Raw genomic sequence first — 24,991 nt, 5'->3', positions numbered from 1 at the left:
TTTTATTGTTTGATTGTTAAAGTTAGAAAAAAATCATCTGCCATGCATAAAAAAAACCGGCAAAAGTGCCGGCTTTTTTTACTCATAATCACTTGGTTTGTCTACTCCCCAGTTGCGGTCGTCTATGTTTTCGTTCAAACTATTGTTGCCTGCATAGGTAGGGATATCTTTTTCCCGCCGAATAGGGCCACGTTCAACATCTCTGATATGAGGCCCTTCTGCAAACTCTTCAAGAATTTTATTGTTGAAAGCTTTCAGGTCCGCCGGCTTACGACTGGTCACTAAACCTTGGTCTACGACCACTTCAGCATCTGTCCAGTTTGCCCCAGCATTAATTAAGTCTGTTTTAATAGATGGGTAGGACGTTAACTTACGGCCTTTCATCAGTCCTGTTTCTATAAGTGTCCAAGGACCATGGCAGATTGCGCCAATAGGCATTTTGTTTTGAACAAAATACTTTACAAAATCGACAGCTTTTTGATTCATTCTAAGCTTGTCTGGGTTCATTACCCCGCCTGGAAGTAGCAATGCGTTAAAGGTTTCTGGATTAGCGTCATCAAGCTGGATGTCCACTGCATACTCTTTGCTCCAAAATCCCTTGTTCCAAGCTTTTACTTTAAAACCTTCTGAAATGATAAAAACTTTGGCTCCGGCTTCTACTAATACTTGTACCGGGTCTGTTAATTCTATTTCTTCAAAACCATCCAAGACAAGGACGGCAACATTTTTATTCAACAGTTTTTTTTCCATAACCCACTTTCCTTTATTTTAACTCTTTCTTATTAAAACAAAGTCTTGCAGCAAAAAGTTACTTTCTGATTGACACTGGAAGTATGGCATTATATAGTGAGGCAACTGAACGGATAGGTAAATATGAAAAAATGGCATATTGTAAGGGTGAAAGCTGTCAAAATGACTTTTAGAAGGTGCTGTAATTGCACTATGCCCGGTTGTAAATTTCTTTGGCTTTTCTTTTGTTACAATTATAAGAAAGATTTAACGAGAGGAGGCTATATGAATCTACTAAAAAATAAAGAACTGCTGGAAGTTTTCGGCAATCAGGCTAACTTGCTGAACTCTATCAACGGAGGGGTTGCTGCAACTTACTTTGATATGGTCGAAAATGAAAATAGCATTATATTAGAAGTAAATGCTCCTACAGTTGATCCTAACTCTTTCAAAATTATGTTGAACTATAATCAGTTGACTATATTTTCAACACTAAAAGATGATACTGTAAGTGAGATAGAGTTGTTCAGTGTACCCATGTTTGTGAAAGCATTTGAGTTGCCTTCGTTTATTGACTTTGATAATATTGAAGCGATAAATGAGGATGAGCGTTTAAGAATTATTCTTCCGTTCAAAACTAGTAGAAGTAATCTTAACAGAATAATTGAGGTAAAAAATATATAACTTGAGCGTTGCAAGTAGGGCTTCAGTTTATGTGGTAATTTAAGGACTAATGTAATGCCTTGCAGCTTAAGTGCTCCTGGTTTTATTTGCATATACCACTCATGACGAAACTTATTGCAAAGTCTTGGTTAAAACAAGCGAGGATCGGGTGGTTAACAGGTTTGATTAGGTATCCGATTCTCTTTTTCTATTTAAGTTTATGGATCAGGTAAAGTTAAAGGTTATTGGGTGTGGAGATGCTTTTTCCAGTGGAGGGAGGTTTACTACAAGCTTTTTTAGCCAGTGGAACGGTAAAGGTTTTTTATTGGATTGCGGATCGACAATTCTGCCAGCTATGAAACGTGCCGGTGTGTCTTCTAATGATGTGGACGTTATATTTATTTCTCATCTGCATGGAGACCATTATGGTGGATTGCCTTATTTTCTGCTGGATGCTTCTATTCAATCAGGACGGGAGAAAGGTTTGACTATACTGGGACCTACTGGTATAGAAGAGAAAACCCATGAATTGTTTAAGCTGCTATACCCAGGGTCTTCTTATTCTTTTGATATCAATTTTATTGAATACAAGACTTATGAAGGATATGAAGTGGAAGGTGTTGGTTTTAAACCTTATCCAGTAGTCCATTCAGAAGGTACTTATCCGCATGGTTATAGGTTGACCTTTGGTAGCAAAGTTTTGGCTTACTCTGGTGATACCGGTTGGACAGATGAGTTAATCCCTCTGTCGGAAGGCGCGGACTTATTTATTTGCGAATGTAACTTTGTAGAACTTAAGATGGCTGCCCATATAAACTATAAAGAACTAGAAGAGCATCTCAATGACTTTAATGTGAAGAGATTGTTGCTTACGCATATGGCAGATGAAATGATCGAATACCAGGTTAGTGGGGTAGAAAAAGCACATGATGGCTTGGAGTTAGTAATTTAGTGCCTATTCAACATTTAGTAAACACTTTCTTAATGTGTTTAGCTATTGTATTTAGGGTCTGCTTAGAAATAAAAAATAGCGGCATTAAGAGGATTTTAGAACTATTTTTATGAATTTGAGGGAGTCCAAGTGCAAAGAAATATGCAGAAGACCCCTAAAAGGCGTGCACCACGCTGCGAATATTCAAGTCCCAGCCAGTTGTCAATTATTGGTTTCGAGACACCGTTTCATAATCAGCTTGACCCCAACAACCGGTGGGTTTTGCTCAGCAACAAAATTCCATGGGATGAACTTGTCAATCTCTACAACAAACGCAATCCTCCAAAAAAGACAGGGAGACCGGCGCTTAACCCTCGTGTGCTGATTGGAGTGGTGATCATCAAGCATATCCTCAACCTGGATGATCGTGAGACAGTTGCCCAGATTACCGAAAACATGTATCTGCAATACTTTCTGGGGTACAGTTCTTATATCAAGGAGCCTCCATTTGATCCATCTTTGTTTGTAGATATCAGAAAACGGTTGGGGCAGGAACTTATCAATGCGATGAATGAAAGGATCCATGAGTTTTACATGGAAAAAGCCCCAAAAAAAGTTGACAAAACTACGAAAGGAAAAAATGACCCTCCTTCCTTTGCCAGTGGGCAAGAGTCTAACAAAGGAGAGGCAATCTTTGACGCAACTGCCTGTCCTCAAGATATCATTTACCCAACCGATTTGGGGCTGCTGAACAAAGCAAGGGAAATCACCCAACAGATCATAGATGAGCTTCATTGTAAAAATACCCAGGGGAAGAAACCAAGGACTTACAGAAAAATAGCTCGTAAAACCTATCTGAAGGTGGCCCAGAACAAGAATCCATCAAGAAAAGTAATTCGCAAAGGGATAAAAGCCCAGCTCCAATACCTTAGAAGAAACTTCAAGACCATTGAAAAGCAGCTGGACAGCTTTGAGGTTTTTCCTTTGTGTCATCGTACACAGCGGTCATACTGGGTCATTCAGACACTTTATGAACAACAGCTTGGCATGTTTAAGAACCGGGGCCACCATGTAGCAGATCGGATTGTTAGTATCCATCAGCCTCATGTGCGACCTATTGTACGGGGAAAGTCACGAGCCAAAACTGAATTTGGAGCCAAGATCCACCTTAGCATGGTGGATGGTTTTTCCTTTCTGGACACTGTGTCCTGGGAGGCTTTTAACGAGGGCAGTCATCTTGTTGATTACGTTGAAAAATATCGGAAACGGTTTGGTTTTTATCCTGCCAAAGTACTGGCAGACAAAATTTACTGCACCCGTGAAAACCGGAAGTGGTTGAAGGGAAAAGGAATAAAACTGGCAGCCAAACCTTTGGGCAGGCCATCCGCAAAGGCAGTGGAAAACCACGTAAGTCCAGGAGAGAGGAATCCGGTTGAAGGAAAGTTTGGACAAGCAAAAAACAGCTATGGGATGAACCGTATCCGTGCCAGACTTAAGAATACCAGCCAAACGTGGATCGCCTCAATAATCCTGGTGCTCAACCTGGTCAAATTGACCAGGCAGGCACTCTATTTTCTGAGTTTTTCAGCATGGCATAAGTCAATTTTTAACATAATTCGGGGTCTGAAAGACGTATTTGAAAGGATGACAATAAAAAACCGGCCTGGCGAGCGCTCAGGGCCGGTTTTTTACATATGTTAAATTTGAGTTTTTCAGCAGACCCTATTTAATGCATGGTAAAAGCAAAGTCAAGGCTTCTGTTAAAGAAAAGAAGCCGTTTTTCCAACTCTAAATGCAGCGGGTGCCTTTGTTTAAGCTTACTACTCTTTCTCTAATGTTAAAATATCAAAAGGGTACTTATGTTTCTCGTCCGGTTGATGGGATTCGTGACAAGTGACCTTGTACTTAGACTTATCTATATCTTTAATTTTGACATCTCCATCAAAAGAGGCCTTAACTTCTGTTAGGTAAAGTTTGTCAGCGGTGTCTAAATAGGTGTTGAATAAGCTGGATCCTCCAATTATGAATGCTTCTGTTTCGCCTGCTTTTCTTGCTATATCCAATGCCTTTTCAGGAGAATCGGTCACTATACAGCCTTCGGGTTTGAAGTTGCTGTTTCGGGTAACGACTATATTGAACCTTCCTGGTAGAGGCTTTCCCATGGACTCAAAAGTTTTGCGGCCCATGATTACATGATGACCCAAGGTTGTATTCCTGAAATGCTTCAAGTCTTTGGGCAGGTGCCAGATTAGCTGGTTGTCCTTCCCAATAACATTATTTTCAGATACTGCGACTATTGTTGAAATAAGCATAGTTTGTTTCCTCTTAAAAATTCATCAATAAGCATTCTTTTCTTTCCTTGAGGCTGTATCTCTTCAATGGACAAAGCTCCGTTTTTGGTGAAAAAATATAAATAGCTTTTATTATCAGTTAAGTAGTCTGCATTTTCAGGCTTTTCTGCCGATGAAATGTTGGCTATAGATGCTCTGAAAATTTTACAGGTTTTCCCATCAAGTTCTGTCCATGCTCCAGGGTAGGGGGATAGGCCACGTATGAAATTGACCACTTCAAAAGAGTTTTGGTCCCAGTTAATTTTACAAGTATCCCTGAATATTTTGGGAGCCAAAGGCGTGTTTTCGGCAGGTGCCTGTTTTTGGGTGTTGACTGAGTTGTTACTGATAGCAGAAACAGTTTTCAGTACGAGCTCAGCACCTTTTAACTTCAGGCGGTCATACAATGTTTCTGCATTATCTTCCACATATATTTTTTCTTTTTCCTGCATGATTATATCTCCCGTGTCAATTTCATGCTGTAGAAAGAAAGTGGTAACGCCGGTCTCTTTTTCTCCATTTATAATGGCCCAATTAATTGGTGCAGCTCCGCGGTATGCAGGAAGAAGTGAAGCGTGTAGGTTAAAAGTACCGTACTCAGGCATTGCCCACACTACCTCAGGGAGCATACGGAAAGCTACCACTACAAATAGGTTGGCATTGAAGGAGCGTAGTTCTTCCAAAAACTGCGGATCTTTAAGTTTTTCTGGCTGTAAAACCGGAATGCTGTGCTTCTCCGCCTCCTCTTTTACAGGTGAGGATTTTACTTTTAACCCTCTGCCTGCAGGTTTGTCAGGTGCAGTTACAACCGCTACTACTTTATAATTGCTCTCGTTTAGTATTTTTAAACTGGGAACCGCAAATTCTGGGGTTCCCATAAAAACTATTCTAATCTCCCTCACAATGATACTTTTTTATGCTTTTACTCAAAATCTGGGTAAAGTAAATATTTTTTTCTGATAGTTTTATAATCCTCAAGTTCCTCTTTCCAGCTTTCCTTGATTTTTTCTTCGCTCCATCCTTCAGTAATTTGCTTTCGCAGCTTGCTTGTGCCTGCCAATTTTTCGAAGAAACTGTTGAAGAACTTCTCCTTATTGTCTGATTTATTATAAAAGTAGATAAGGTACTCTAGGTTTAAACCTTCTTTTACCTTTTCTGTTCTAAAATCTCTTCCGTAACATTTCTTGTTTTCAAACATAGGGTTTTTGGCAGCTCCTTCCATACTTACCGGGGTAAAGGTAAAGTTGCCAAAAGCCGAATTAGGAGCACCTGCAATTTGAAAAGGGGCATCCGTGCCTCTGCCTACGCTTATCGGAGTTCCTTCGAAAAAGCATAAACTAGGGTATAGCTTTATCGAAAGGTCGTTGGGGAGGTTAGGCGATGGTTTAATGGGTAATGAATATGGTGTGGAGTGGGTATAATTTTTTACCGTGATAATTTTTGTTTCAGGCCTTACACCATTGGCCAGCCATCCTTCGCCATTGATCATCATAGCAAGTTCGCCTACAGTTAGGCCATGAACAACTGGTATAGGATGTATACCTACAAAAGATTTGTGCTCTGGCTGTAAAACAGGGCCATCCACATAGTGACCATTAGGATTAGGACGGTCCAGTATAAGGACCTCTTTGTTGAGTTCTGCACAGGCTTCCATGATATAGTGCATGGTACTGATATAGGTATAGAACCTTGCTCCGACATCTTGCAGATCAAAAACTACAATGTCAATGCCTTCTAAATGCTCTTTGGAAGGCTTTTTGTTCTTGCCATAAAGAGAAATAACAGGCAGTCCTGTTTTGGCGTCTTTTTCATTGTTTATGAGTTCGCCTGCGTCTGCGGTTCCGCGAAACCCGTGTTCTGGTGAAAATATAGTCTTTACGTTCACTCCCAATTCAATAAGCGTGTCGGCCAGGTGTGTTTGGCCTACCATAGAAGTGTGGTTTACAGCCAGCGCAACATTTTTATTTTTCAGATGGGGGAGATAGGCATCGATTTGTTCTGCCCCTGTTACTGGTTTTTCATTATCTTGCGAAATAATTATAGCAGTCTCTTCGCTATGTGACGTGTTTCCGGCGTTAGAGTTTGTACAGGAGGTTGCCGCAAGCATAGTGGCCGCCGCCATAAATAATGTTAAAAAGAACAATTTACTCATATTTCGAATTTCATTATTGAGTTATAACAATTTTTGTACCTTCATGTCTCAAAAATACCTTAAATTTTGAATCTCTATTATTTTATATCAAAAAGAATTGCCGGTGGGGGAAGAAAAGACTTCTCTTCTCTTGTTTCCCGAATAGCCGTTGTCAGTATAACGGTCGGTTTGGCTCTGTTGATACTGGCTTTTGCTATTTTAGAAGGTTTCCAAAACAACATTCAATCTAAGATATTTAGTTTCGGCGCTCACCTTCAGGTGACGAAGTATGATGCCGGTCACGCACATGATGAATCCCCTCTGACCATTTTTAGCGATTTATACCAATATCCAGACTCTGTCGATGGAATTGAGCATATACAAGTATTTAGTCACAAAGCTGGGCTTATGCGTACCCGGGAAGATGTTATGGGGGTGGTAGTGAAAGGCGTAGGGACAGATTTCAATTTGTCAAAGTTTAAGCAAAACATGGTTGAGGGCAGGTTTATAGAGTTTAAAGACTCTGTGCCTTCCAGAGATATAATTATTAGCCGACGTCTTGGTAACCTCATGCAGTTAGGGGTTGGAGATTCTGTAGTGGTTATTTTTGCTGAGGCAGGTGGGCAAAGTGCCCGCTTTAGAAGGTTGCATGTGGCAGGAAAATATGAAACGGGGCTTGAAGAATTTGACGAGCAAGTTGTTTTGGGAGATATTGCTTTAAACCAAGAATTGAACGATTGGCCTAAAACAAAAGTAGGTGGCTACGAAATATTTATTGATGATTTTGACCGCCTGGAGGAAGTTGCTGACGATGTGTTTGAATATATGGATTTTGACATGCAAATCCAGAAGATTACGGATAGGTATATACAGATATTTGACTGGTTAACCCTCCTAAACAGGAATGTTTATATATTCCTGGCACTCATTCTTTTTATTGCCTGCTTTAATATGGTTTCAACACTCCTTATTATGATTATGGAGCGCACCAATATGATAGGCCTACTCAAATCTATGGGTGCAGACAATAAGCAGATTCAAAAGATATTTGTCTATAACGGATTGATTATAGTACGGAAAGGCCTGCTTTGGGGAAATATAATAGGAATTACCCTTTGCGCACTACAGTATTATTTCCAAATTATTCCGCTAGATGTCGAAAATTACTATATGGAATTTGTGCCTATTGAGTGGAACTGGGGAATTATTATAGGCTTGAATGTACTTACATTTTTAATAATAGCTTTGGTACTGTTGATACCTGCTACTATTATTTCAAAAATAAGACCTATTAATGCAATCAGGTTTAACTAAAGTGTGCTGAAAAATGGTCAAAATGTAGATTTATTGAAACATTTGCGAGATATATCGAAAGCGTTTAAAAGAGAAAAGCCCTTGTAGTGAGGGCTTTTTTATGACCTTTGAGGTATGGAAAAGCACTTTAACCTGAAATATGCATAGAACTTTCTATTACGTAGCAAAATAACTTCAAATCAGTCGCTTCGCTCACATTTGTGTCTTAACCATAGCGCTGCTATGCTTTGTGGGCCCAAAATCCTGATTCATTGTTGTTTTGCTCCTCATGATGAATCTATCGCATGATTCAGGTTTTAATGAAGAACATTGGCTTTCTGAAGGGTATTATCTCAAGAATACGTTAAAAAGGGCTACACCTAGAGAAACTAGCTAAAAGTGCTCTGGGAAAAGGAGTAGAAATTACACCTCATCGGCTATCTCTTTCTTTTCCTCCTTGCTTTCTTCCTTTGGTTTTTCCTCTTCTTTTGGGAAAAGAATAGACAAAACCACCGAACCGAATAAAATTCCCGCGACAATAAATAAGGCTACGGTCATGTCGATGGGGTAGAAGTGCTCTGTCATGAGTTTTAAGCCGATAAACGATAAAATTAATGCCAGTCCATAATTGAGGTAGTGGAATAGCTTCATGATACCTGAAAGTGCAAAAAACAAAGACCTGAGTCCAAGTAGGGCAAAGACATTGGAGGTGTATACGATAAAAGGATCGCTTGTTACACCTAAAATGGCAGGGATAGAATCTATGGCAAATACTATGTCAGTGGTCTCCACCACAAGTACTACAATAAATAGTGGGGTTACATACCATACCTTACCCTGTTTAACAAAAAACTTGTCTCCGACATAGGATTTGGTAGTTCTAAGGTAGCGGTTAGCAAAACGGATAACGGGGTTTTTGTCCGGGTTGATTTCTTTGTCGCTACTAAAGGCCATTTTTATACCTGTATATAGAAGAAAAGCTCCTAAAATATAAATGGCAGCAGAAAATTTAGCAATAATAGTCACCCCTACGGCTATAAATATTCCCCTAAGTACCAATGCGCCTATAATACCCCAGAAAAGTACTTTTCGTTGATAAGCTTCTGGTACCTGAAAATATTTGAATATGAGTATAAAGACAAATAGGTTGTCTACGGATAAAGACTCTTCAATAAGGTATCCTGTCAGAAACTGTAAAGCCAGCTCAGGGCCTTTCCAAAAGTAGACAATAACATTAAAGACCATGGCCAAGGAAACCCAGAAAGCACTCCACCAAAGTGCTTCTTTTACCTTCATTACATGGCTTTTTCTGTTAAGGACAAATAGGTCAAGAACCAACATGCCCAATACAAACAGGTTAAAAAATACCCAGAAATATATCTCATTCATTTGATGCGGAGGTTACCTCTATTACAACTTTACCTTCCCCATAAGGGAAGGTAAAGCATTTGCTCGTATTAGTACAATAACGAACTAGGGAAAGATCAAATATAAATATCTGGAATTAAATCATGTTGATTACAAGTCCTGGGGTAATTCCCAAGATAATAATAATAACAGCTAATATGACAAGAAGCGTTTGATACGATGGTTTAAGTTGAATCTTAAATACTTCAGCTTCTTTGGCATACATAGCTATAATTAAGCGGAAATAATAGTATACACTGATTATAGAGCCTATAATAGCTATAAATACTACCCACTCATATCCACCTTGTAAAACAGCCGCAAATAAGTAGAACTTAGCAAAGAAACCTACTGCTGGTGGAATACCCGCTAGAGAAAGCATGGCCACAGTCATTATAAACGCTAACAATGGATGGCTTTTGCCCAATGAGTTGAAGCTTTCAAAAGTTTCGCTTCCTTTTACTTTAGCTACATGATACAATACAATGAATGCGCAAAGCGTGGCTAGGCCATAAGATGCAGCATAGAAGAGCAGCGAGTTTCTGGCCATATCATTAAGTACCAAAATAGCCATCAACATATAACCTGCTTGGGCAATACCTGAATAGGCCAACATTCTTTTGACACTGTTCTGGTAAATAGCAGTAAAGTTACCGATTACAATGGTGAGCACTATTATAACTGAAAGTACTACTGACCATTGGTAGCTAATGTCTGCAAAGGTGCTTTCGAAAAGTCTGTAAAACGCACCCAAGGCAGCAGTTTTAGAAATTGTCGCCATATATGCTGTAACAAAAAGCGGTGCTCCTTCATACACATCTGGTGCCCAGAAGTGAAATGGAAAGGCAGAAACCTTAAAGCACAGCCCGATCATTACCATAATGACGCCTGTGTAGAAAATAGCAGGCATGTTATGTTGGTTGACCTCGATAAACTGAGCCATCAAGTCCAGTCTAAAAGAACCCGTAGCACCATATAGAAGCGCCATACCGAACAGGATAACACCTGTAGCAAATGCACCCATCAGGAAGTACTTTAGAGAGGCTTCATTAGATGCCAAGTTGTTTTTACGACTACCTGCCAGTATGTATAATGGAATTGAAAGAATCTCAATTCCTATAAACAACATTGCTAAATGATTGAACGAAACCAAAACAATTCCCCCCACCAAGGAAAAGAAGATGAGGGCGTAATGGTCTGGCATATTAAATTCATTGTTATATTGATCTTTTGAGAAGAAGACCCATACAATGGTCAATAAGAGCAGAAGACAGGTAAAGGCTACTGCATAATTATCATATTCCATCATTTCATAATAGGTTTGGAACTGGTTCCAATCCATTACAAATGTAATACCGGCTATAATAGCCAAAGCGCCAAGGGCAAGGCCCCACAAATGTTTCCTATAGCCGAAGATATCGGCCATCATTGAAACTATACCTAAAATTGCAACTAATACTAATGCTTTCATCCGGGATATTATTTCAGGGTATAAGTATTTCTAATGGTTTCTAATAGATTTGCTACTGCAGGTTCTGAAACATCTAAGAATGTTTTAGGGTAAAGACCTATCCAGAAAATAGCAATAAGGACAGGAACAAGAATTACTTTCTCTGAAAGCACTAAATCCTGAAAGCCTGAAGTTGATTTGCTGTCTTCTCCTAACATGATTTTTTGGTAAGAAGAGAGCATATAGACTGCACCAAATATGATTGTAAGGCCTGCAATACCTGCTAAAATATAGTTATGCTGGAATATTCCGATAAAAAGAAGAAACTCTCCAACAAAGCCACTAGTCAATGGAAGTGCAATACTCGCCATCAGAATTACTAAAAAGAAAAATGCAAAAACAGGAGCATGTGTCCTGATACCACCTAGGCTATCCAACATTGTGGTCTTGGTTCTTGCATACAGGAGATCAATAATATAAAACATTCCCACAACAGTAATTCCGTGTGATAACATTTGAATAATACCTCCTTGTAGTCCTTCTATGGTATTGGTGAAAATTCCTGCAGAAATTAATCCAACGTGTGCGATGGAAACATAAGCTATAAGACGTTTAAAATCTTTTTGTTTAATAGCGATGATCGATGCATAAATAATACCGATTACACTTAATACAATGGCTGTAGTTGCCCACGCTTCAACGCCGGCCGGAACTACCGGTAGCAACCATCTGATTACTCCATAGATACCCATTTTTAGCATAATACCTGCCATAAGCATAGTGCCTTGGATAGGAGCAGTAGTGTATGTGTCAGGTTGCCAAGTGTGGAAAGGGAAAATTGGCATTTTGATAGCAAAAGCTACGAAAAATGCCCAAAACAGCAAGCCTTGAACTCCTGCCGGTATCGTACCTGAAAGCCCATAAAAGGCATCTATATGGAAAGAGCCTGGGGTTTGAAGGTACATGTAAATGATTGCCATTAGCATGATAAGGCTACCTGCAAGTGTATATATAAAGAACTTAAAGGTTACCTTTAGCCTGTTTTCTCCACCCCATAGTAGGGCAATAAAGTAAATCGGTATAAGGGCCAGTTCCCAGAATATATAAAACAAAAATGCGTCTCTTGCTACAAATACACCTACTAGTGCCGCTTGCATAATAAGTATCAGACCGTAAAAAACAGATGGGTTTTTAACTGGTTTACGGAAAGAAGAATAAATTATTAACGGGGTCAAAAAGGTGGTCAGCATCACCATTAATAGACTAATTCCGTCCATGCCGATACTGAAGTTAATTCCCATGGCAGGTATCCAGCTGTAGTCAAGGACAAAAGCTGCCTCTGCTGATGGGACGTACTCTGCAAAAGCGAGTACTGCCAAAACAAATTCCGCTATAGAAACTGAAAGGGCGAAGTTTCGCACTTTTTCGTTCCTTATAAGGAATGAAAACAACCCTGCTAGTAAGGGGAGAAATATCAATCCTGCTGTTATCATTTGTATATATCTTTATTTATTAGAAAAGTCTAAGTATGTAATCTCCGTATGCAGTGAATGATACAATAAGTATTATTCCTATTACCATTGCAAACAAGTAATAGCTTGTGCTTCCATTTTGTAAAAAGCGAAGTGCGCTACTGCTTCTGTTCACACCTTTACCTGTTCCGTTTACTATCCTGTCTATAATTTTTATTTCAAGTGTTTTATAGAACATGTCAGAAAATGCCATGATAGGCTTTACTATGATCGCTTGATAGATCTCATCAACATAGTATTTGTTATAAAGCAGTTTGTGGAAACCACTAATTTGAGTATCATCAGCCGGAACGGCCGCTTTTTTGACATAGGTAGTGTAAGCAATAGCAATCATAATCAGTACCACAACGACTGAACCGCCCATTAAGGCTAATTCTGTGGCAGTGGACAGTTCATGTGTAGCTTCAACATAAGTAATAATGATTGGCTTAAGGAATTCGTTTAGGGCGTTTGTGCCTCCTAGTGCTTGTGGAATTCCTATAAAACCACCGACTGCAGAAAGTACCGCCAACACTATCAAAGGAATTGTCATTATTGAAGGCGATTCATGTAGGTGAGATTTTTGACTCTCTGTACCTCTGAATGAGCCATGGAAGGTAAGGAAGAACAACCTGAACATATAAAAGGCTGTCAATGCTGCACCTATAAGTACAATAGCCCAGATGATTGGTGAATGCTCAAAAGCGTGTGCCAATATCTCATCTTTCGAGAAGAATCCTGCAAATGGCGGTATTCCTGAAATGGCCAAAGTTCCTACCAAGAAGGTAAAATAGGTTACAGGTAGTACTTTTTTCAAACCTCCCATAGACCGCAAGTCTTGTTCTCCGCTCATGGCATGGATAACACTACCAGACCCTAGGAAAAGCAATGCTTTGAAGAATGCGTGCGTGGTAACATGGAAAATAGCTACAGAGTAAGCTCCAAGGCCAATTGCGATGAACATAAAACCAAGCTGACTGACTGTAGAGTAAGCCAAAACTTTCTTGATATCATTTTGAACAAGGCCTATAGTAGCTGTTATGATGGCTGTTGCCAACCCTATAACCAATATAATCTCTAAAGTAGCTGGGGCAAGTGTATATAAGACATTGCATCTTACAATCATGTAAATACCAGCGGTAACCATAGTTGCAGCGTGAATTAGTGCTGAAACAGGTGTTGGGCCTGCCATTGCATCTGGTAGCCAAGTATAAAGTGGGATTTGGGCACTTTTACCTGTCGCTCCAATAAATAGAAGTAAGGTGATGGCGAAGATAACTCCAGAAGCTATTTCTGGTGTAAACATGGTACGTGCCTGCTCAAAAACTACATCGAATTCAAAGCTGCCGAATGTTACAAATATTAAGATTATGCCTAGTAAAAAAGCCAAATCACCAACACGGTTCATAATGAAGGCTTTTTTCGCTGCATTATTAAAGTCGTTTCTTTTAAACCAAAAACCTATAAGTAGGTAAGAACATAGACCCACACCTTCCCAACCGGCAAAGAGAACAATAAAGTTTGAACCCATTACCAATAGAAGCATAGAGAATATAAACAAATTTAGGTAGGCAAAATATCTTGCATACCCTTTGTCGTCATGCATGTAACCTGCTGAATATACATGGATGAAAAAGCCTACCCCGGTTACTATGGTCATCATTAGTGTAGACAAGGAGTCTATCAGAAAGGAGAACCTTATGTCTACGTCGCCAACGGTAATCCATTCAAAATAGGAAACAGTGAAGGGTTCCATAGTTCCCATCATAAAAGGGAACAGCAATGTCAGCACTATAAGGAAAGAACCCAATACTGAGGTACAACCAATAATTCCAGCGAGTTTTTTACTTAACTTTTTGCCTCCGAGACCGATTATAAGAAAGCCAATCAGCGGGAGCAGGGGGATCAGGAAAACCAGATTTGCCATGTTTAGTTTTATATATATGTGTTCCTTTAGAAAGTGTTCTTAATATTTGGCAATATTAAGAAATTATATCAGTTTAAGTATAATTTTTGTAACAAAATAGTTAGAATTTCAACCAAAGAAGTCTAAAATCAAAACAAAGTATTGTTTTCCTTGCTTATCGTTGAAAGTATTTAAAAAGATCATTGGTCTTTTAATTTAAAGTAGTTTTTGTAGCAATTCACATGCCAGTCACAGTAATTTGTAAAGGAAAATCTAAATTTTTGTCCTGTTGGTTCCAACACCAAGCTTTTTTTGTATCATTGAATTTTTTTTCTGTTGTAAGATTTTTCGGCAACTGTTTATAAAGAGAGTATATCTATAACAGATTAAATTTACAATCGCTTGTGCAGTGTTATTTGCCGATTACAGCTTGCCATACGATGTTGATTGGGTGCTGAAAAAATATATAAAATATTGATTTTAAAATAACTGCTGGTGAAAGGTTTTTTCGATTACTCCTTTATTTCTGTACATTTCCTGTCCCATCTACCTCACCACAGTTATACTTCCTTGTTTTTTATATAGTTTGTTATATTCTTCAGTATCTCCTGTGTATTCCATTATCCAAGGATATGTCCCTATAGGCATGGGTTCACCCCGATAGTATCCGTCCCATAAATGATTAGGGTCTTCTGAGTAGAATATTATTTCACCCCAACGGTTAAAAATTGTGAGCTTAAAATTAGCAAAGTTAGCCCCTAATACTTCCATAAAACCATCCCTGTCAGAGCTTCCTGGTTTTATGGCATTAGGAACAAATACCCGGGGAGGGCAAACTTCCCTAACCTGTATGCTGTCTTCGGCAGGACAGTCGTGTTCATTAAAAATTGTTACATAGTAAGTACCGGGCGCTCCAACGTTTATGCTAGGTGTGGTTTCTCCATTATCCCATAAGAAAGAAACGGCATCTCCTGCATCAATATCCACGGAACTTTCAGTTTCTGGGCAAAAGGGAACATTTCTCTCCATTTGAGGGGTAGGAGATGGGTGAAAATTCACTTCAGACGAACCTTGACTGAGGCATTCTCCTATTCGGTAAATAGCTGTATAAACGCCCTCATTGGTTACCTCTAGCTCTGGCTCTGTTCCTATTAATGTATTTCCGTCATACCACTCATAACTTGCTATGTCATCTCTATCAATGTTTGAAGGGCGCGCACTGAGGTAAAGAGTATCTCCTGTGCAAGCTGGAACATTAGTCAATGTCAGTTGAGGAGGCGGAAATGTGGTTAGCGTTACAGAAACTTCCGACATGCAATTATTGGCATCAGTTGCTTCTACAGTAAAGTGTTGATTGGAATTTTCGTCATTATTTGCTGTTGTCTCTAATGTATTGGTTTGACTACCAGAAGGAGCTCCCTCTTCATACCATTCGTAATTTACATTGGGTATTGCTTCTACTTCCAGTATTGCTGGGCTTCCATTGCACACGATATGTTCCCGGTCTGGTATATTGGGAGGTGCCAGTAAATTAACCTGCAAAGTGTCAGTTACCGGATCGCAGATACCCTCATCCGTAGTAGTGAGATAAAACCTTAGATAGTCGAGCTCTGTATCTGGGGTGGCTGGGTTATATTGCGCATTGGTTCCATTCTCCGTAATGTTGGTGAAGTTACCTGTTCCAGGGGTTGTCCAGATGCCCCCGTCCGACTCTGCTACAGACCCGTTGAGGAATATCTCATCTATATAGTTGCACACAGACTGGTCGGGGCCAGCATGGGCTTGTTTGCCTGGGATGAATGTGACGGTTATTTCATCGGAAACACTGCTGCAGTTTAAATCGCTGGTGGCTGTATAGGTTAATTCTATAGAATTTCCTGGTGCACGGTCGTCATCAGAGAAAAAATACCTTGTGCTAAGGGAAGCATTGTTAGCAAACGACCCAGTTCCACTGGTGGCCCATGTACCAGAAATAGTAAATTGTGTTTCGGCGTTTACGAAATATGCTTCCATATCTGAACATAAAGTAACATCATTCCCTGCATCTACTATAGGTGCAGGTGTGATTGTTACTTCCATTTGGTCTGTAACTGCCTGGCAATCCCCGTTACCTGTTGAGGTAAGGGTGAAAATTATTTCATTTCCTGGTACCATTTCTGAAGCATCAGGTCTAAAAGTTGTAGTAAGTCCATTGGTGCTGGTATTGGTAAAGGTGCCTTCTGCGGTAGTATTCCAATTCCCTCCAGTAGCAATGGTTACAGCGCCTGAAAGGTCAACTTCTGTTTGATCTGCACATAAATATTGGTTCGCCCCTGCATCGATAGTAGGAGAAGGGGTAATAAGAATATTTGTAGTGTCTCGTGCTGGGAGACATCCTCCATTTCCGGTTGTTGTTAGTATTAATGTTGCGCTTCCTCTTTGATTATCAATGGCTGATGGTATGTAATTTACAGATAAATTATCAGGAGAAGGGGTGAAGCTTCCGCCTCCTAAAGATGTCCATGTTCCTCCTGTTGCATTTGTAACACTACCGCCTAAGCTTACGGTAGAAACATCCAAACAAATGGTTTGATCTGGTCCTGTATCAGCATTAGGTCCAGGCATAATAGAAAGGTGGATAGTATCTGTAATAGGTGTACATCCGCCAGTTCCGGTTGACGTTAGTAACAGTTTAACATTGCCATTGTTTCTATCTTCTGTTGATGGGAAATATTCTGTATGTAAGTTGTTTGGATTAGAAAAGTTTCCTGTTCCAGAAGTGGTCCACTCTCCGCCACTGGCATTCGTAACCTGTCCTTGAAGCTCTATAGATGGCTCGTCAGTACAGATTATGGCTGGTCCTGCATTTGCAATCGGGCGTTCAGGGGTAATTGTAACGTTCAGTGTATCTGATACCGGAGGGCATGCTCCTGAAGCTGTTGTGGTTAGTACTAAATTGACATTCAAATTGCTAAGATCGGTTTGAGAAAACCGGTAGTTCGCGTTTAGATTTGTGTTGGATGGTAAAAAAGAGCCCCCTCCTGTAGAACTCCATGTGCCACCTGTTGCATTAGATATAGAACCAGAGAGATTTACTCCTGATTCATCTATACAAACTTCCTGGTCTGGACCTGCATCAGCCAAAGGTGCTGCTTCAAATATTAGCCTTACATTATCTGTTATAGGCACACATCCATCTAACTGGGCAGTGAGGGTTAGTTCAACAAAACCATTGTTCAAATCCTCTTCCCCAGGGGTATATGTGGTTTTTTCATCATAAATATCAGCAAAGGTTCCTGTACCTGAAGTACTCCATGAATATTCCACCGTACCTTCCACTGTACCGTCTAGTTGTACTTCTGTTGTGTTGCTACATACGGTCATGTTTTCTCCTGCATCTACTTCGGGAGCATCGTAAACATAGTGTGTAACACTTCTGATTACAGGGTTGCATATTCCATTGTTGGACGACCTTAAGTGTATGGTTACCTGGCCAGAACTTATCTGAGCAGTCGAAGGGAAAAATTCACCATTTAAGTCAGTGTTATCAGGGCTGAATACCCCTGAACCATCTGAAGTGAACCATTCTCCACTTCCTGTTGAAGAAGTTCCGTTAAGCGTTAAAGGCAAGGCGTCGGCACACAAGAGTTCTGCTGGCCCTGGGCCTACTTCTGGTGCTGGAAGTATAGTGAGTTCTATTTGTTCTTGAACAGGCAAACACTGTCTATTTCCGGTTGATGTAACAGTAAAAGTTACAGATTCGGCAGAAATATCATCATCAGATACGGAGTATAAAGGTGTCAGTGCTGTGGTCGACGATAGTGAACCGGAGCCATTGTGGTTCCAAGCTATTCCAGAGGCATTGGTTACAGATGCACTCAGTGTTACTCCAGATGCATCGGCACATATTGTGGGGTCTGCTCCAGGAGTAATTTCTGGCGCAGGTGTAAATTGCAAGCGCAGGTTATCAATGACTATTGGACATGGAGCATTGTCATTACTGGTTAAGGTAAAAGTAACATCTGCACTGGTGTCCTCTTCTACTGGTGTATAGGTTGTATTTAAAGAACTAGGATCCTGAATTGTTCCACTGCCATTGCTTGTCCAAGTTCCCCCCGTTGCACCTGTTATTGTTCCAGTTATTTCTACTTCTTGTAAATTGTTCACGCATAATGTTTGATCAGGCCCAGCATCTACAATAGTCTCAGGGACTATGGTTACTAATAGTTCATCTGAATAGGTCTGGCATGAACCGAAAGGCTCTGTTGTTAATGTTAGTGTAATTGTACCTTCGGTTCTATCTGTTTCAGAAAGTGTGTAGGTGGTATTAGTCGCATCAGAGGGAGAAAAGTTTCCAGTGCCAGAGCTACTCCATTGTACTCCCGAAGTGTTGGAGTAGGAGCCTTCCAAAGAAAGCTCTTCCTGTGAACTACAGATTGTTTGATCAGGCCCTGTATTTACTTCAGGTATGGGCAAAATCTCAATTATTACGGTAGACTCTTCAGATTCGCATGCATCTACAGGGTCTGTGGTAAGTGTTAGCGTAAGTGTCGGTAATGCTCTGTCTGATTCTGATAAGGTATAGTCTGTGTTTAAGACGCTTGGATCTGTAAAGTTTCCGCTACCTGAGGTACTCCACTGGTAAGTTCCTTCAACAGCTACGGTAGCATCTAAAGAAATAGGTTCATCATTATCTGCACATATCGTTAGATTGTTTCCTGCAAAGGCTTCAATCGGTTTGGTAATGTCTAACCTTACTCTATCTTCTACAGGAGGACAATCATAATCTTCATCAGTGGAGGATAGGAAAAGGGTCACATGGCCAGCTTCCAAATCTTCCTGAGATGGTGTATAATCTGTATTTAAGTTGTTTGAATTGCTGAAAGAACCTGTTCCAGAAGATTCCCATGTACCCCCTGCGGCATTTTCTATCAAACCATTTAAAGAGACGGGGGCAGTTCCACAGGTTTGTAAATCTTCTCCGGCATTTGCATTAGGTCCTGGAGGTATAGAAATCGTTACTTCATCAAATATTTCATCGCATATATCAGAAGCGTTGGTTGTTAGCCGTAGGGTTATTGTTCCATCTTCCACTTCACTTTCAGTGGGAGTATAATGAGCGTTCAATGCTCGGTTGTTAGGCGAAAATGTGCCATTGCCTCCTGACCATGAAGCTGATGAGCCAGACCCTTCAAGCCTGATCGGGAAGTTATTTGTACATACTGTTTTGTCAGGTCCTGCATTGACTATTGGAACTGGTGAGAAATTTATTTGCATTTGGTCATTTATCGGAGGGCATATTTCGTTACCAGTCGATGTTAAGGTTAAAACTACTCCATCAGGGTTGTCAATGTCTTCCTGAGATGCCTCATAAACAGCATCTAGCCGGTCAGGGTCTTCAAAAGATCCAGTTCCAGTAGAAGACCAAGTGCCTCCTGTAGCATTATTAACCGAACCGTTAAGCTCGATGGTATTGTCAAGTCCACAAACTGTTTGGTCAGGGCCTGCATCTATTTCAGGAATAGGTAAAAACATGATACGCACTTGATCACTTACCGGACGGCAGTTTCCATTGTTTGTAGAAGTTAGGGTGAGTGTAACAGACCCATTGCGAATTTCTTGGGAAGTTGCTGTATAAGAAGTTGACAAACTGTTTTGATCTCCGAAAACCCCTTGGCCACCCGACCAGCGTCCTGAATTTGTAATACTTACTGATCCGCTCAGATTGGCAACAGGGGTGCTTTCGCATACTTCAATGTTTTCTCCTGCGTTTGCTTCTGGGGCAGGGGTAATTGTGAGCTCCATTTCATCTTCATGTACAGGGCAAATGCCATTGCCAGATGTCCTGAGGGTAAGTCTTACACTTCCAGAGGATATTTCTGACGTAGAGGGGGTATATGTAGCTCCCAAGGTATTCCTGTTGGGCGAAAATGTCCCTTGTCCTCCTAGCCACCGCCCACCAGAAGCTCCTGTTACAGATCCTGATAGAGATGTCCTGCTGTTGTTGGCACATACGGTTTGATCTGGACCCGCATTAGCCTGAGGAGGATCTGTCAAACTGATGTTCATCTGATCTGTTTCTGGTAAACAAAGACCATTGCCTGTGGAGGTTAAAGTAAGAGTGACCGAGCCGTTGTTTATATCTTCAGTTGAAGGGGTGTAAGAGGTTATCAAATTACTTTCATCAGGAGAAAAAGTGCCATTCCCGCCAGACCAAATTCCACCTTGTGCATTTTCGACTAAACCATTTAAAGGTATTTCGCCTTCTGTGGCACAGGCTTGATAATCAGATCCTGCATCAACAATAGGAGATGGTAAAATGGTTACAGACATACTGTTTTCTACAGGCTCACACGGATTTCTGAAAGCAGTTAATGTTAGATCTACATTCCCGTTTGCAATGTCTTCTTCAGATGGGGTGTAAGTAGTCGAGGCTTGATGTATATTACCAAAAACACCTGTACCAGAAGAAGACCATCTAATAGAAGAAGCTCCAGATGAGCTGCCATTTAAATTTACAGTTCCATTGTTTGCACAAACCGTTTGGTCTTCTCCTGCAGAAACAGTGGGAGCTGGCTCTATAATTAAATATAAGGTGTCCCTCACTGGACGGCAGTTTCCGTTTCCTGTACTTGTAAGGAATAAGAAGGAAACCTGATTGGCTATTTCCATTGCGGAAGGCGTGTAGCTTGTAGTAAGTGAAGTGTTTCCTGGAGAAAAAGTGCCTCCGCCTCCTGTCCATGTGCCACCAGATGCATTTTCTACATTTCCGTCTAGGATTACTTCAGGGTTATTGGCGCAGGTGTAAATATCAGGCCCTGCTTCCACTACTGGTGCAGGGGTAATATTTATGGTTAAGTAGTCTGTGACGGGTAAGCAGTCACCATTCCCGGTTGAAGTTAATGTGAGGGTTATAGCTTCAAGGTTGTTAGTTTCCTGTGAAGAAGGCGTGTAGGTGGCATTGAGCGAGTCTGCATTCGAAAAACTGCCAGACCCTCCACTCCATGTGCCTCCGGTAGCAGTCGTGACCGATCCGTTCAGGTTTATCGTAGCATTGTTGGCACAAACTGTGCGGTCATCTCCTGCATCAACTGTAGGTGCCGGGGTTATATGAATAGTTGCTGTTGTGCTCACAGGACTACAATTGCCATTTTCTGTAGTAGTAGCGGTAATACTTGCAGAGCCGTTGTTAATTTCTTGTTGTGAAGGGGTATAATTGGCGCTTAGGCCATTGATATCTGAGAAGGAACCCATTCCGCCTGACCAACTTACTCCTGTGGCAACAGTAATGTCCGAAGTTACCGAAGCCTCTGGATTATTGGCACAGACAGTCACATCTTCTACCTGGATTTCTGGGGCTGGGGTAAACGTAATCAAAACTTCGTCTGTTACGGGAAGACAATTGCCAGCCCCTACTGTGGACAGGGTGAGTGTGAGGCTTCCATTACTAATTTCTTCTTCTGTAGGAATATATATTGCATCGGGTGATGAGGAAGATGGCATAAAAGTACCATTTCCTCCCGACCAAATGCTTCCATCTGCATTGGTTGTGGTACCGTTTAATTGTATTTCAGGGTTATTGCTACACACTATTTGGTCTGGCCCAGCATTTGCAGTTGGAGGATCCGTAAACGTAATAGTCATTTGATCCTCAGATGGAGGACACCCGCTGTTGCCTGTAGAAGTCAGTGTAAGTGTGACAGAGCCACTGGCTATTTCTTGTTCTGTTGGGTGATATACGATGTTCAATGACTCGGGATCTGGTTCAAAAGCTCCTTGGCCTCCCGACCAAATACCTCCACTAGCTTGTTCTATTCGCCCCTGAATTTCCGTTCTTGGATTATTTTCGCAAGTTACCAAGTCGGAGCCTGCATCTGCGACAATAGGAGACTCAAAAGCTGTTACCGTTACTGTTGCACTAGCACCAGGGCAACTGGTGGAATCTAAAATTTCCACAGTATATGTACCTAAGCCCACATCAATCGATTGGGTGGTTTCGCCTGTACTCCATAGGTATGTGTAAGGAGGCGCGCCGCCGATTCCCTCTGCAGTTATAGTTGCCTCGGTACCACCATAACATATTACAGGATCTTCAGGAATAATCTGGGCTTCTTTGTCATTAATAAAATATACCCTTGTCATATTGGTTACTGGCTCCTCGTCGCAACCTGCTATTGGAATACCGCTTACCTCATAGTCCACATATTCTGGCGCTCCTTCTTGATAGGTGGCTGTTACGGTACTGCAGCTTTCAGTACATGATAAATAGCTATTATGCTCAGGGTCATAAGGAACAGATGTCCATCGTATTGTATTGGTTTGATAGCCAGATGCGGATAAAACTGACTCGCAAGAGTTACTTACAATCGTTGGTGGGGAGACTGATGGTTTTGGGATTGACCGTATAGAATATCTGTTGGGATTGTTTCCTGGCTTGCAAAAAGTTATCCAGTGAGGTCCAGAGCCATCAATGCAAATATCTTCTCCTACCGGGTTAAGTGGGCCACAATTCAGGGACCATCCCATAGCACCGGCAGGTTCTGCACCAGAATGGATGTCGAAATTTATCCCTTGTGCGCCTTCATCCAATGTGAGCCAAAACTCAACACACCTATAATTATCTGGCGGCCCCCCATTGTATCCACAGCATACACCCCTTCTAGCTCCATTAGGGCTAATCCACATACTGTCAGGGATTCCTGTCAGGTCTACCTCATAAGATGGTGTAGTAGCATCACACGACTGGGAAAAGCTACCATATGGGTTATATAGTAAGCCAATGAATATTAATAAACTTAATATATAAGATGACTTGTGCATATTTAAGCAATCTAATCCAGTATTAATATGCTAAAGATCTAAAATATAAATATTCTTGCAACTTATTATATGTTTTTAAGTATACTTTGTTTTAGCTTATTTTTATATCTGTGAATAAAATGAAGTTTAGATTATCCTTGGTGCTTTTATTGGCTTCTTTTTTCTTACCAGAAAAGGTAAAAGGTCAGGATATTCAATTTTCACAGTTTTATGCCGCTTCTCCCTACTTAAATCCAGGTTTTGCAGGAAGTGCTCATCAGACCAGAGGGATTTTTCATCAGCGGCTGCAATGGCCACGATTAGAAGCAAGATATATTACTTCTTACTTCTCAGCAGATACTTATTTTGATACGTATAAAAGTGGAGTAGGTTTTTATGCTATAAGAGATATTCAAGGAGATAATACGATTTCCTCCAATGAAGTAGCTGCCATGTACTCCTATGAATTACATATTTTGGACAACCTCTCTTTTAGACCTGGGGTGCAATTAACATATATTTCCAGACTTCTTAATTATTCAAATCTGTACTTCTCCAATCAGATAGATGATATGGGCAATATTTACTTGAACAATACAGGGAACCCTATGACTCATTTTATTAGTGTGGCCTCTGGAGGAATTTTATATTCTGATCGATTCTGGTTTGGTTATTCAAGCCACCATATGAACAACCCGAACCAGTCTTTTATAGGAGAAGAAAGCCGCTTGCCTGTAAAACATTCATTTGTTGGAGGATATAAATTTATGTTAAACAAAAGCAGGGCTGGTAGTTACCAAAGTAATAAAACTGTTAGTATAACCCCTACGTTCCAGTATAAATTTCAAGGAAGGTCTGACCAGGTTGATTTGGGCATTTATGCAATGTATGACCAATTAATAGCTGGATTTTGGTATAGGGGGATCCCATGGCTGAAACGGTATCTCCCAAACTTGCAAAACAATGAATCTGCCATTGTATTGGTAGGGTGGAAGTTTCAAAGTATTAGTATTACCTATAGTTATGACTTTACTGTATCGAGATTATCGCCAGCACAAACAGGAGGAAGCCATGAGTTAAATATAACATATCTACATCAAGGTTTTAGAAAGAAAAAGAAGCAAAAAAGAATACCTTGCCCTAAATTTTAACCTGATGCAATAGAACTTTTTGTTGCGCAACAAAGTAATTTCAAACCAATTGCTTCGATCTCATTTTTAGTCTTAACCATAGCGCTGCGATGCTTTGCGACCCCAAAATGCTGATTTATTGTTGTTTTCTTCTCATGCCGAATATGTCCCATAATTCAGGTTTAACAGGTGTCATTCGGACGTTGTCCATGATGGCATATTAGCAAGATACCCATGTGAGTTTGAGCATAGTGGGATGGGGGAGAAGTGCTTTGCTTGACCACAGTTCCTCTTTCGTTAGCTTAAACCTAATAGAAACAGCTATTAGACACTTTCAAATAAAAGCAAAAAAGAGAGACTTGAAGCCTCTCTTTTTTTGTTATGTTAACTTGAATGTAAGAGTTATTACCATCTAAGCTTACTGAGGGTATTGATATTTACGGATCCAGTATTTCGATAGATCATAACAAGTATAGCCAATCCGACTGTAATCTCAGCCGCAGCCACTGCCATAATAAAGAATACAAAAACCTGACCCGACGCATCGCCATGATGGACAGAGAAAGCTACAAGCAATAGGTTTACCGCATTTAACATTAATTCAATACACATGAAAACAATAATCATGTTTCTCCTGATCAGTATTCCTATTACACCTATCGTAAATAAGATAGTAGCCAGAAGTATATAGTTGTTTAGCGAGAAAAATAAGGGTTGAAGTGCGTCCATATC

Annotated in this window: 15 protein-coding genes; 5 read left to right on the top strand and 10 right to left on the bottom strand. The window is 40.5% G+C overall.

Annotated elements, in window-relative coordinates; all coding sequences use genetic code 11:
* Positions 1-78 precede the first annotated feature (78 nt).
* On the bottom strand, positions 79-750 hold the full coding sequence (locus RCC89_14940) for a type 1 glutamine amidotransferase domain-containing protein (protein ID WMJ74451.1): 672 nt from the start codon (positions 748-750) through the stop codon (positions 79-81).
* Positions 751-1,014: 264 nt separating this feature from the next.
* On the opposite strand from RCC89_14940, the gene RCC89_14935 reads away from it, so the two are divergent.
* The 3 genes from RCC89_14935 (at position 1,015) to RCC89_14925 (ending at position 4,024) form a co-directional block, all read left to right on the top strand.
* Positions 1,015-1,413 carry an Hsp20/alpha crystallin family protein gene (locus tag RCC89_14935; GenBank protein ID WMJ74450.1) on the top strand — a complete coding sequence of 133 codons (399 nt, stop codon included), beginning with the start codon at positions 1,015-1,017 and terminating at the stop codon, positions 1,411-1,413.
* A 199-nt stretch (positions 1,414-1,612) separates the two neighbouring features.
* Positions 1,613-2,344 carry an MBL fold metallo-hydrolase gene (locus RCC89_14930; GenBank protein WMJ74449.1) on the top strand — a complete coding sequence of 244 codons (732 nt, stop codon included), beginning with the start codon at positions 1,613-1,615 and terminating at the stop codon, positions 2,342-2,344.
* Between the two features lie 141 nt (positions 2,345-2,485).
* Positions 2,486-4,024 (top strand): IS5 family transposase, encoded by a 1,539-nt coding sequence (locus RCC89_14925; GenBank protein ID WMJ74448.1) that lies wholly within the window; start codon positions 2,486-2,488, stop codon positions 4,022-4,024.
* A 119-nt stretch (positions 4,025-4,143) separates the two neighbouring features.
* Here RCC89_14925 and RCC89_14920 read toward each other — a convergent pair whose 3' ends face one another.
* The 3 genes from RCC89_14920 to RCC89_14910 are packed head-to-tail and all read right to left on the bottom strand — an operon-like array spanning position 4,144 to position 6,805.
* Entirely contained in the window at positions 4,144-4,635 is a 492-nt protein-coding gene (locus RCC89_14920) for a dihydrofolate reductase (protein ID WMJ74447.1), read from the bottom strand.
* Positions 4,617-5,558: a methionyl-tRNA formyltransferase gene (fmt, locus tag RCC89_14915; GenBank protein WMJ75664.1), complete on the bottom strand. Its 942-nt coding sequence runs from the start codon at positions 5,556-5,558 to the stop codon at positions 4,617-4,619. The genes RCC89_14920 and fmt overlap by 19 nt, the downstream gene beginning before the upstream one ends.
* 17 nt (positions 5,559-5,575) lie before the next feature.
* Positions 5,576-6,805, bottom strand: coding sequence for a DUF1343 domain-containing protein (locus tag RCC89_14910; GenBank protein WMJ74446.1), 1,230 nt, complete (start codon positions 6,803-6,805; stop codon positions 5,576-5,578).
* Positions 6,806-6,871: 66 nt separating this feature from the next.
* Here RCC89_14910 and RCC89_14905 point away from each other — a divergent pair, with 66 nt between their 5' ends.
* Positions 6,872-8,098, top strand: coding sequence for an FtsX-like permease family protein (locus RCC89_14905; protein WMJ74445.1), 1,227 nt, complete (start codon positions 6,872-6,874; stop codon positions 8,096-8,098).
* Between the two features lie 402 nt (positions 8,099-8,500).
* Here the strand turns inward: RCC89_14905 and RCC89_14900 are convergent, their stop codons facing one another.
* The 5 genes from RCC89_14900 to RCC89_14880 all read right to left on the bottom strand — a co-directional run bounded on the left by RCC89_14900 (position 8,501) and on the right by RCC89_14880 (position 23,150).
* The gene (locus tag RCC89_14900; GenBank protein ID WMJ74444.1) at positions 8,501-9,466 is read right to left on the bottom strand and encodes a TerC family protein; all 966 of its coding nucleotides are present in this window, start codon (positions 9,464-9,466) and stop codon (positions 8,501-8,503) included.
* 115 nt (positions 9,467-9,581) lie between these two features.
* Positions 9,582-10,955 (bottom strand): NADH-quinone oxidoreductase subunit N, encoded by a 1,374-nt coding sequence (locus tag RCC89_14895; protein WMJ74443.1) that lies wholly within the window; start codon positions 10,953-10,955, stop codon positions 9,582-9,584.
* 8 nt (positions 10,956-10,963) lie between these two features.
* Entirely contained in the window at positions 10,964-12,427 is a 1,464-nt protein-coding gene (locus tag RCC89_14890; protein WMJ74442.1) for an NADH-quinone oxidoreductase subunit M, read from the bottom strand.
* Between the two features lie 19 nt (positions 12,428-12,446).
* Positions 12,447-14,372: an NADH-quinone oxidoreductase subunit L gene (gene nuoL / locus RCC89_14885; GenBank protein ID WMJ74441.1), complete on the bottom strand. Its 1,926-nt coding sequence runs from the start codon at positions 14,370-14,372 to the stop codon at positions 12,447-12,449.
* Positions 14,373-14,897: 525 nt separating this feature from the next.
* Entirely contained in the window at positions 14,898-23,150 is an 8,253-nt protein-coding gene (locus tag RCC89_14880) for a gliding motility-associated C-terminal domain-containing protein (GenBank protein WMJ74440.1), read from the bottom strand.
* Between the two features lie 119 nt (positions 23,151-23,269).
* On the opposite strand from RCC89_14880, the gene RCC89_14875 reads away from it, so the two are divergent.
* Positions 23,270-24,280, top strand: coding sequence for a type IX secretion system membrane protein PorP/SprF (locus RCC89_14875; GenBank protein ID WMJ74439.1), 1,011 nt, complete (start codon positions 23,270-23,272; stop codon positions 24,278-24,280).
* A gap of 384 nt (positions 24,281-24,664) precedes the next feature.
* On the opposite strand, the gene nuoK is transcribed toward RCC89_14875, so the two are convergent.
* Positions 24,665-24,988, bottom strand: a complete 324-nt coding sequence (gene nuoK, locus RCC89_14870) for an NADH-quinone oxidoreductase subunit NuoK (GenBank protein WMJ74438.1) — start codon at positions 24,986-24,988, stop codon at positions 24,665-24,667.
* Positions 24,989-24,991 lie beyond the last annotated feature (3 nt).

The sequence above is a fragment of the Cytophagaceae bacterium ABcell3 genome (genome assembly GCA_030913385.1).
Classification (GTDB): Bacteria; Bacteroidota; Bacteroidia; order Cytophagales; family Cytophagaceae; genus ABcell3.
The sequence above is the reverse complement of the archived record's forward strand: the minus strand, read 5'-3'. Positions and strand labels throughout refer to the sequence as shown.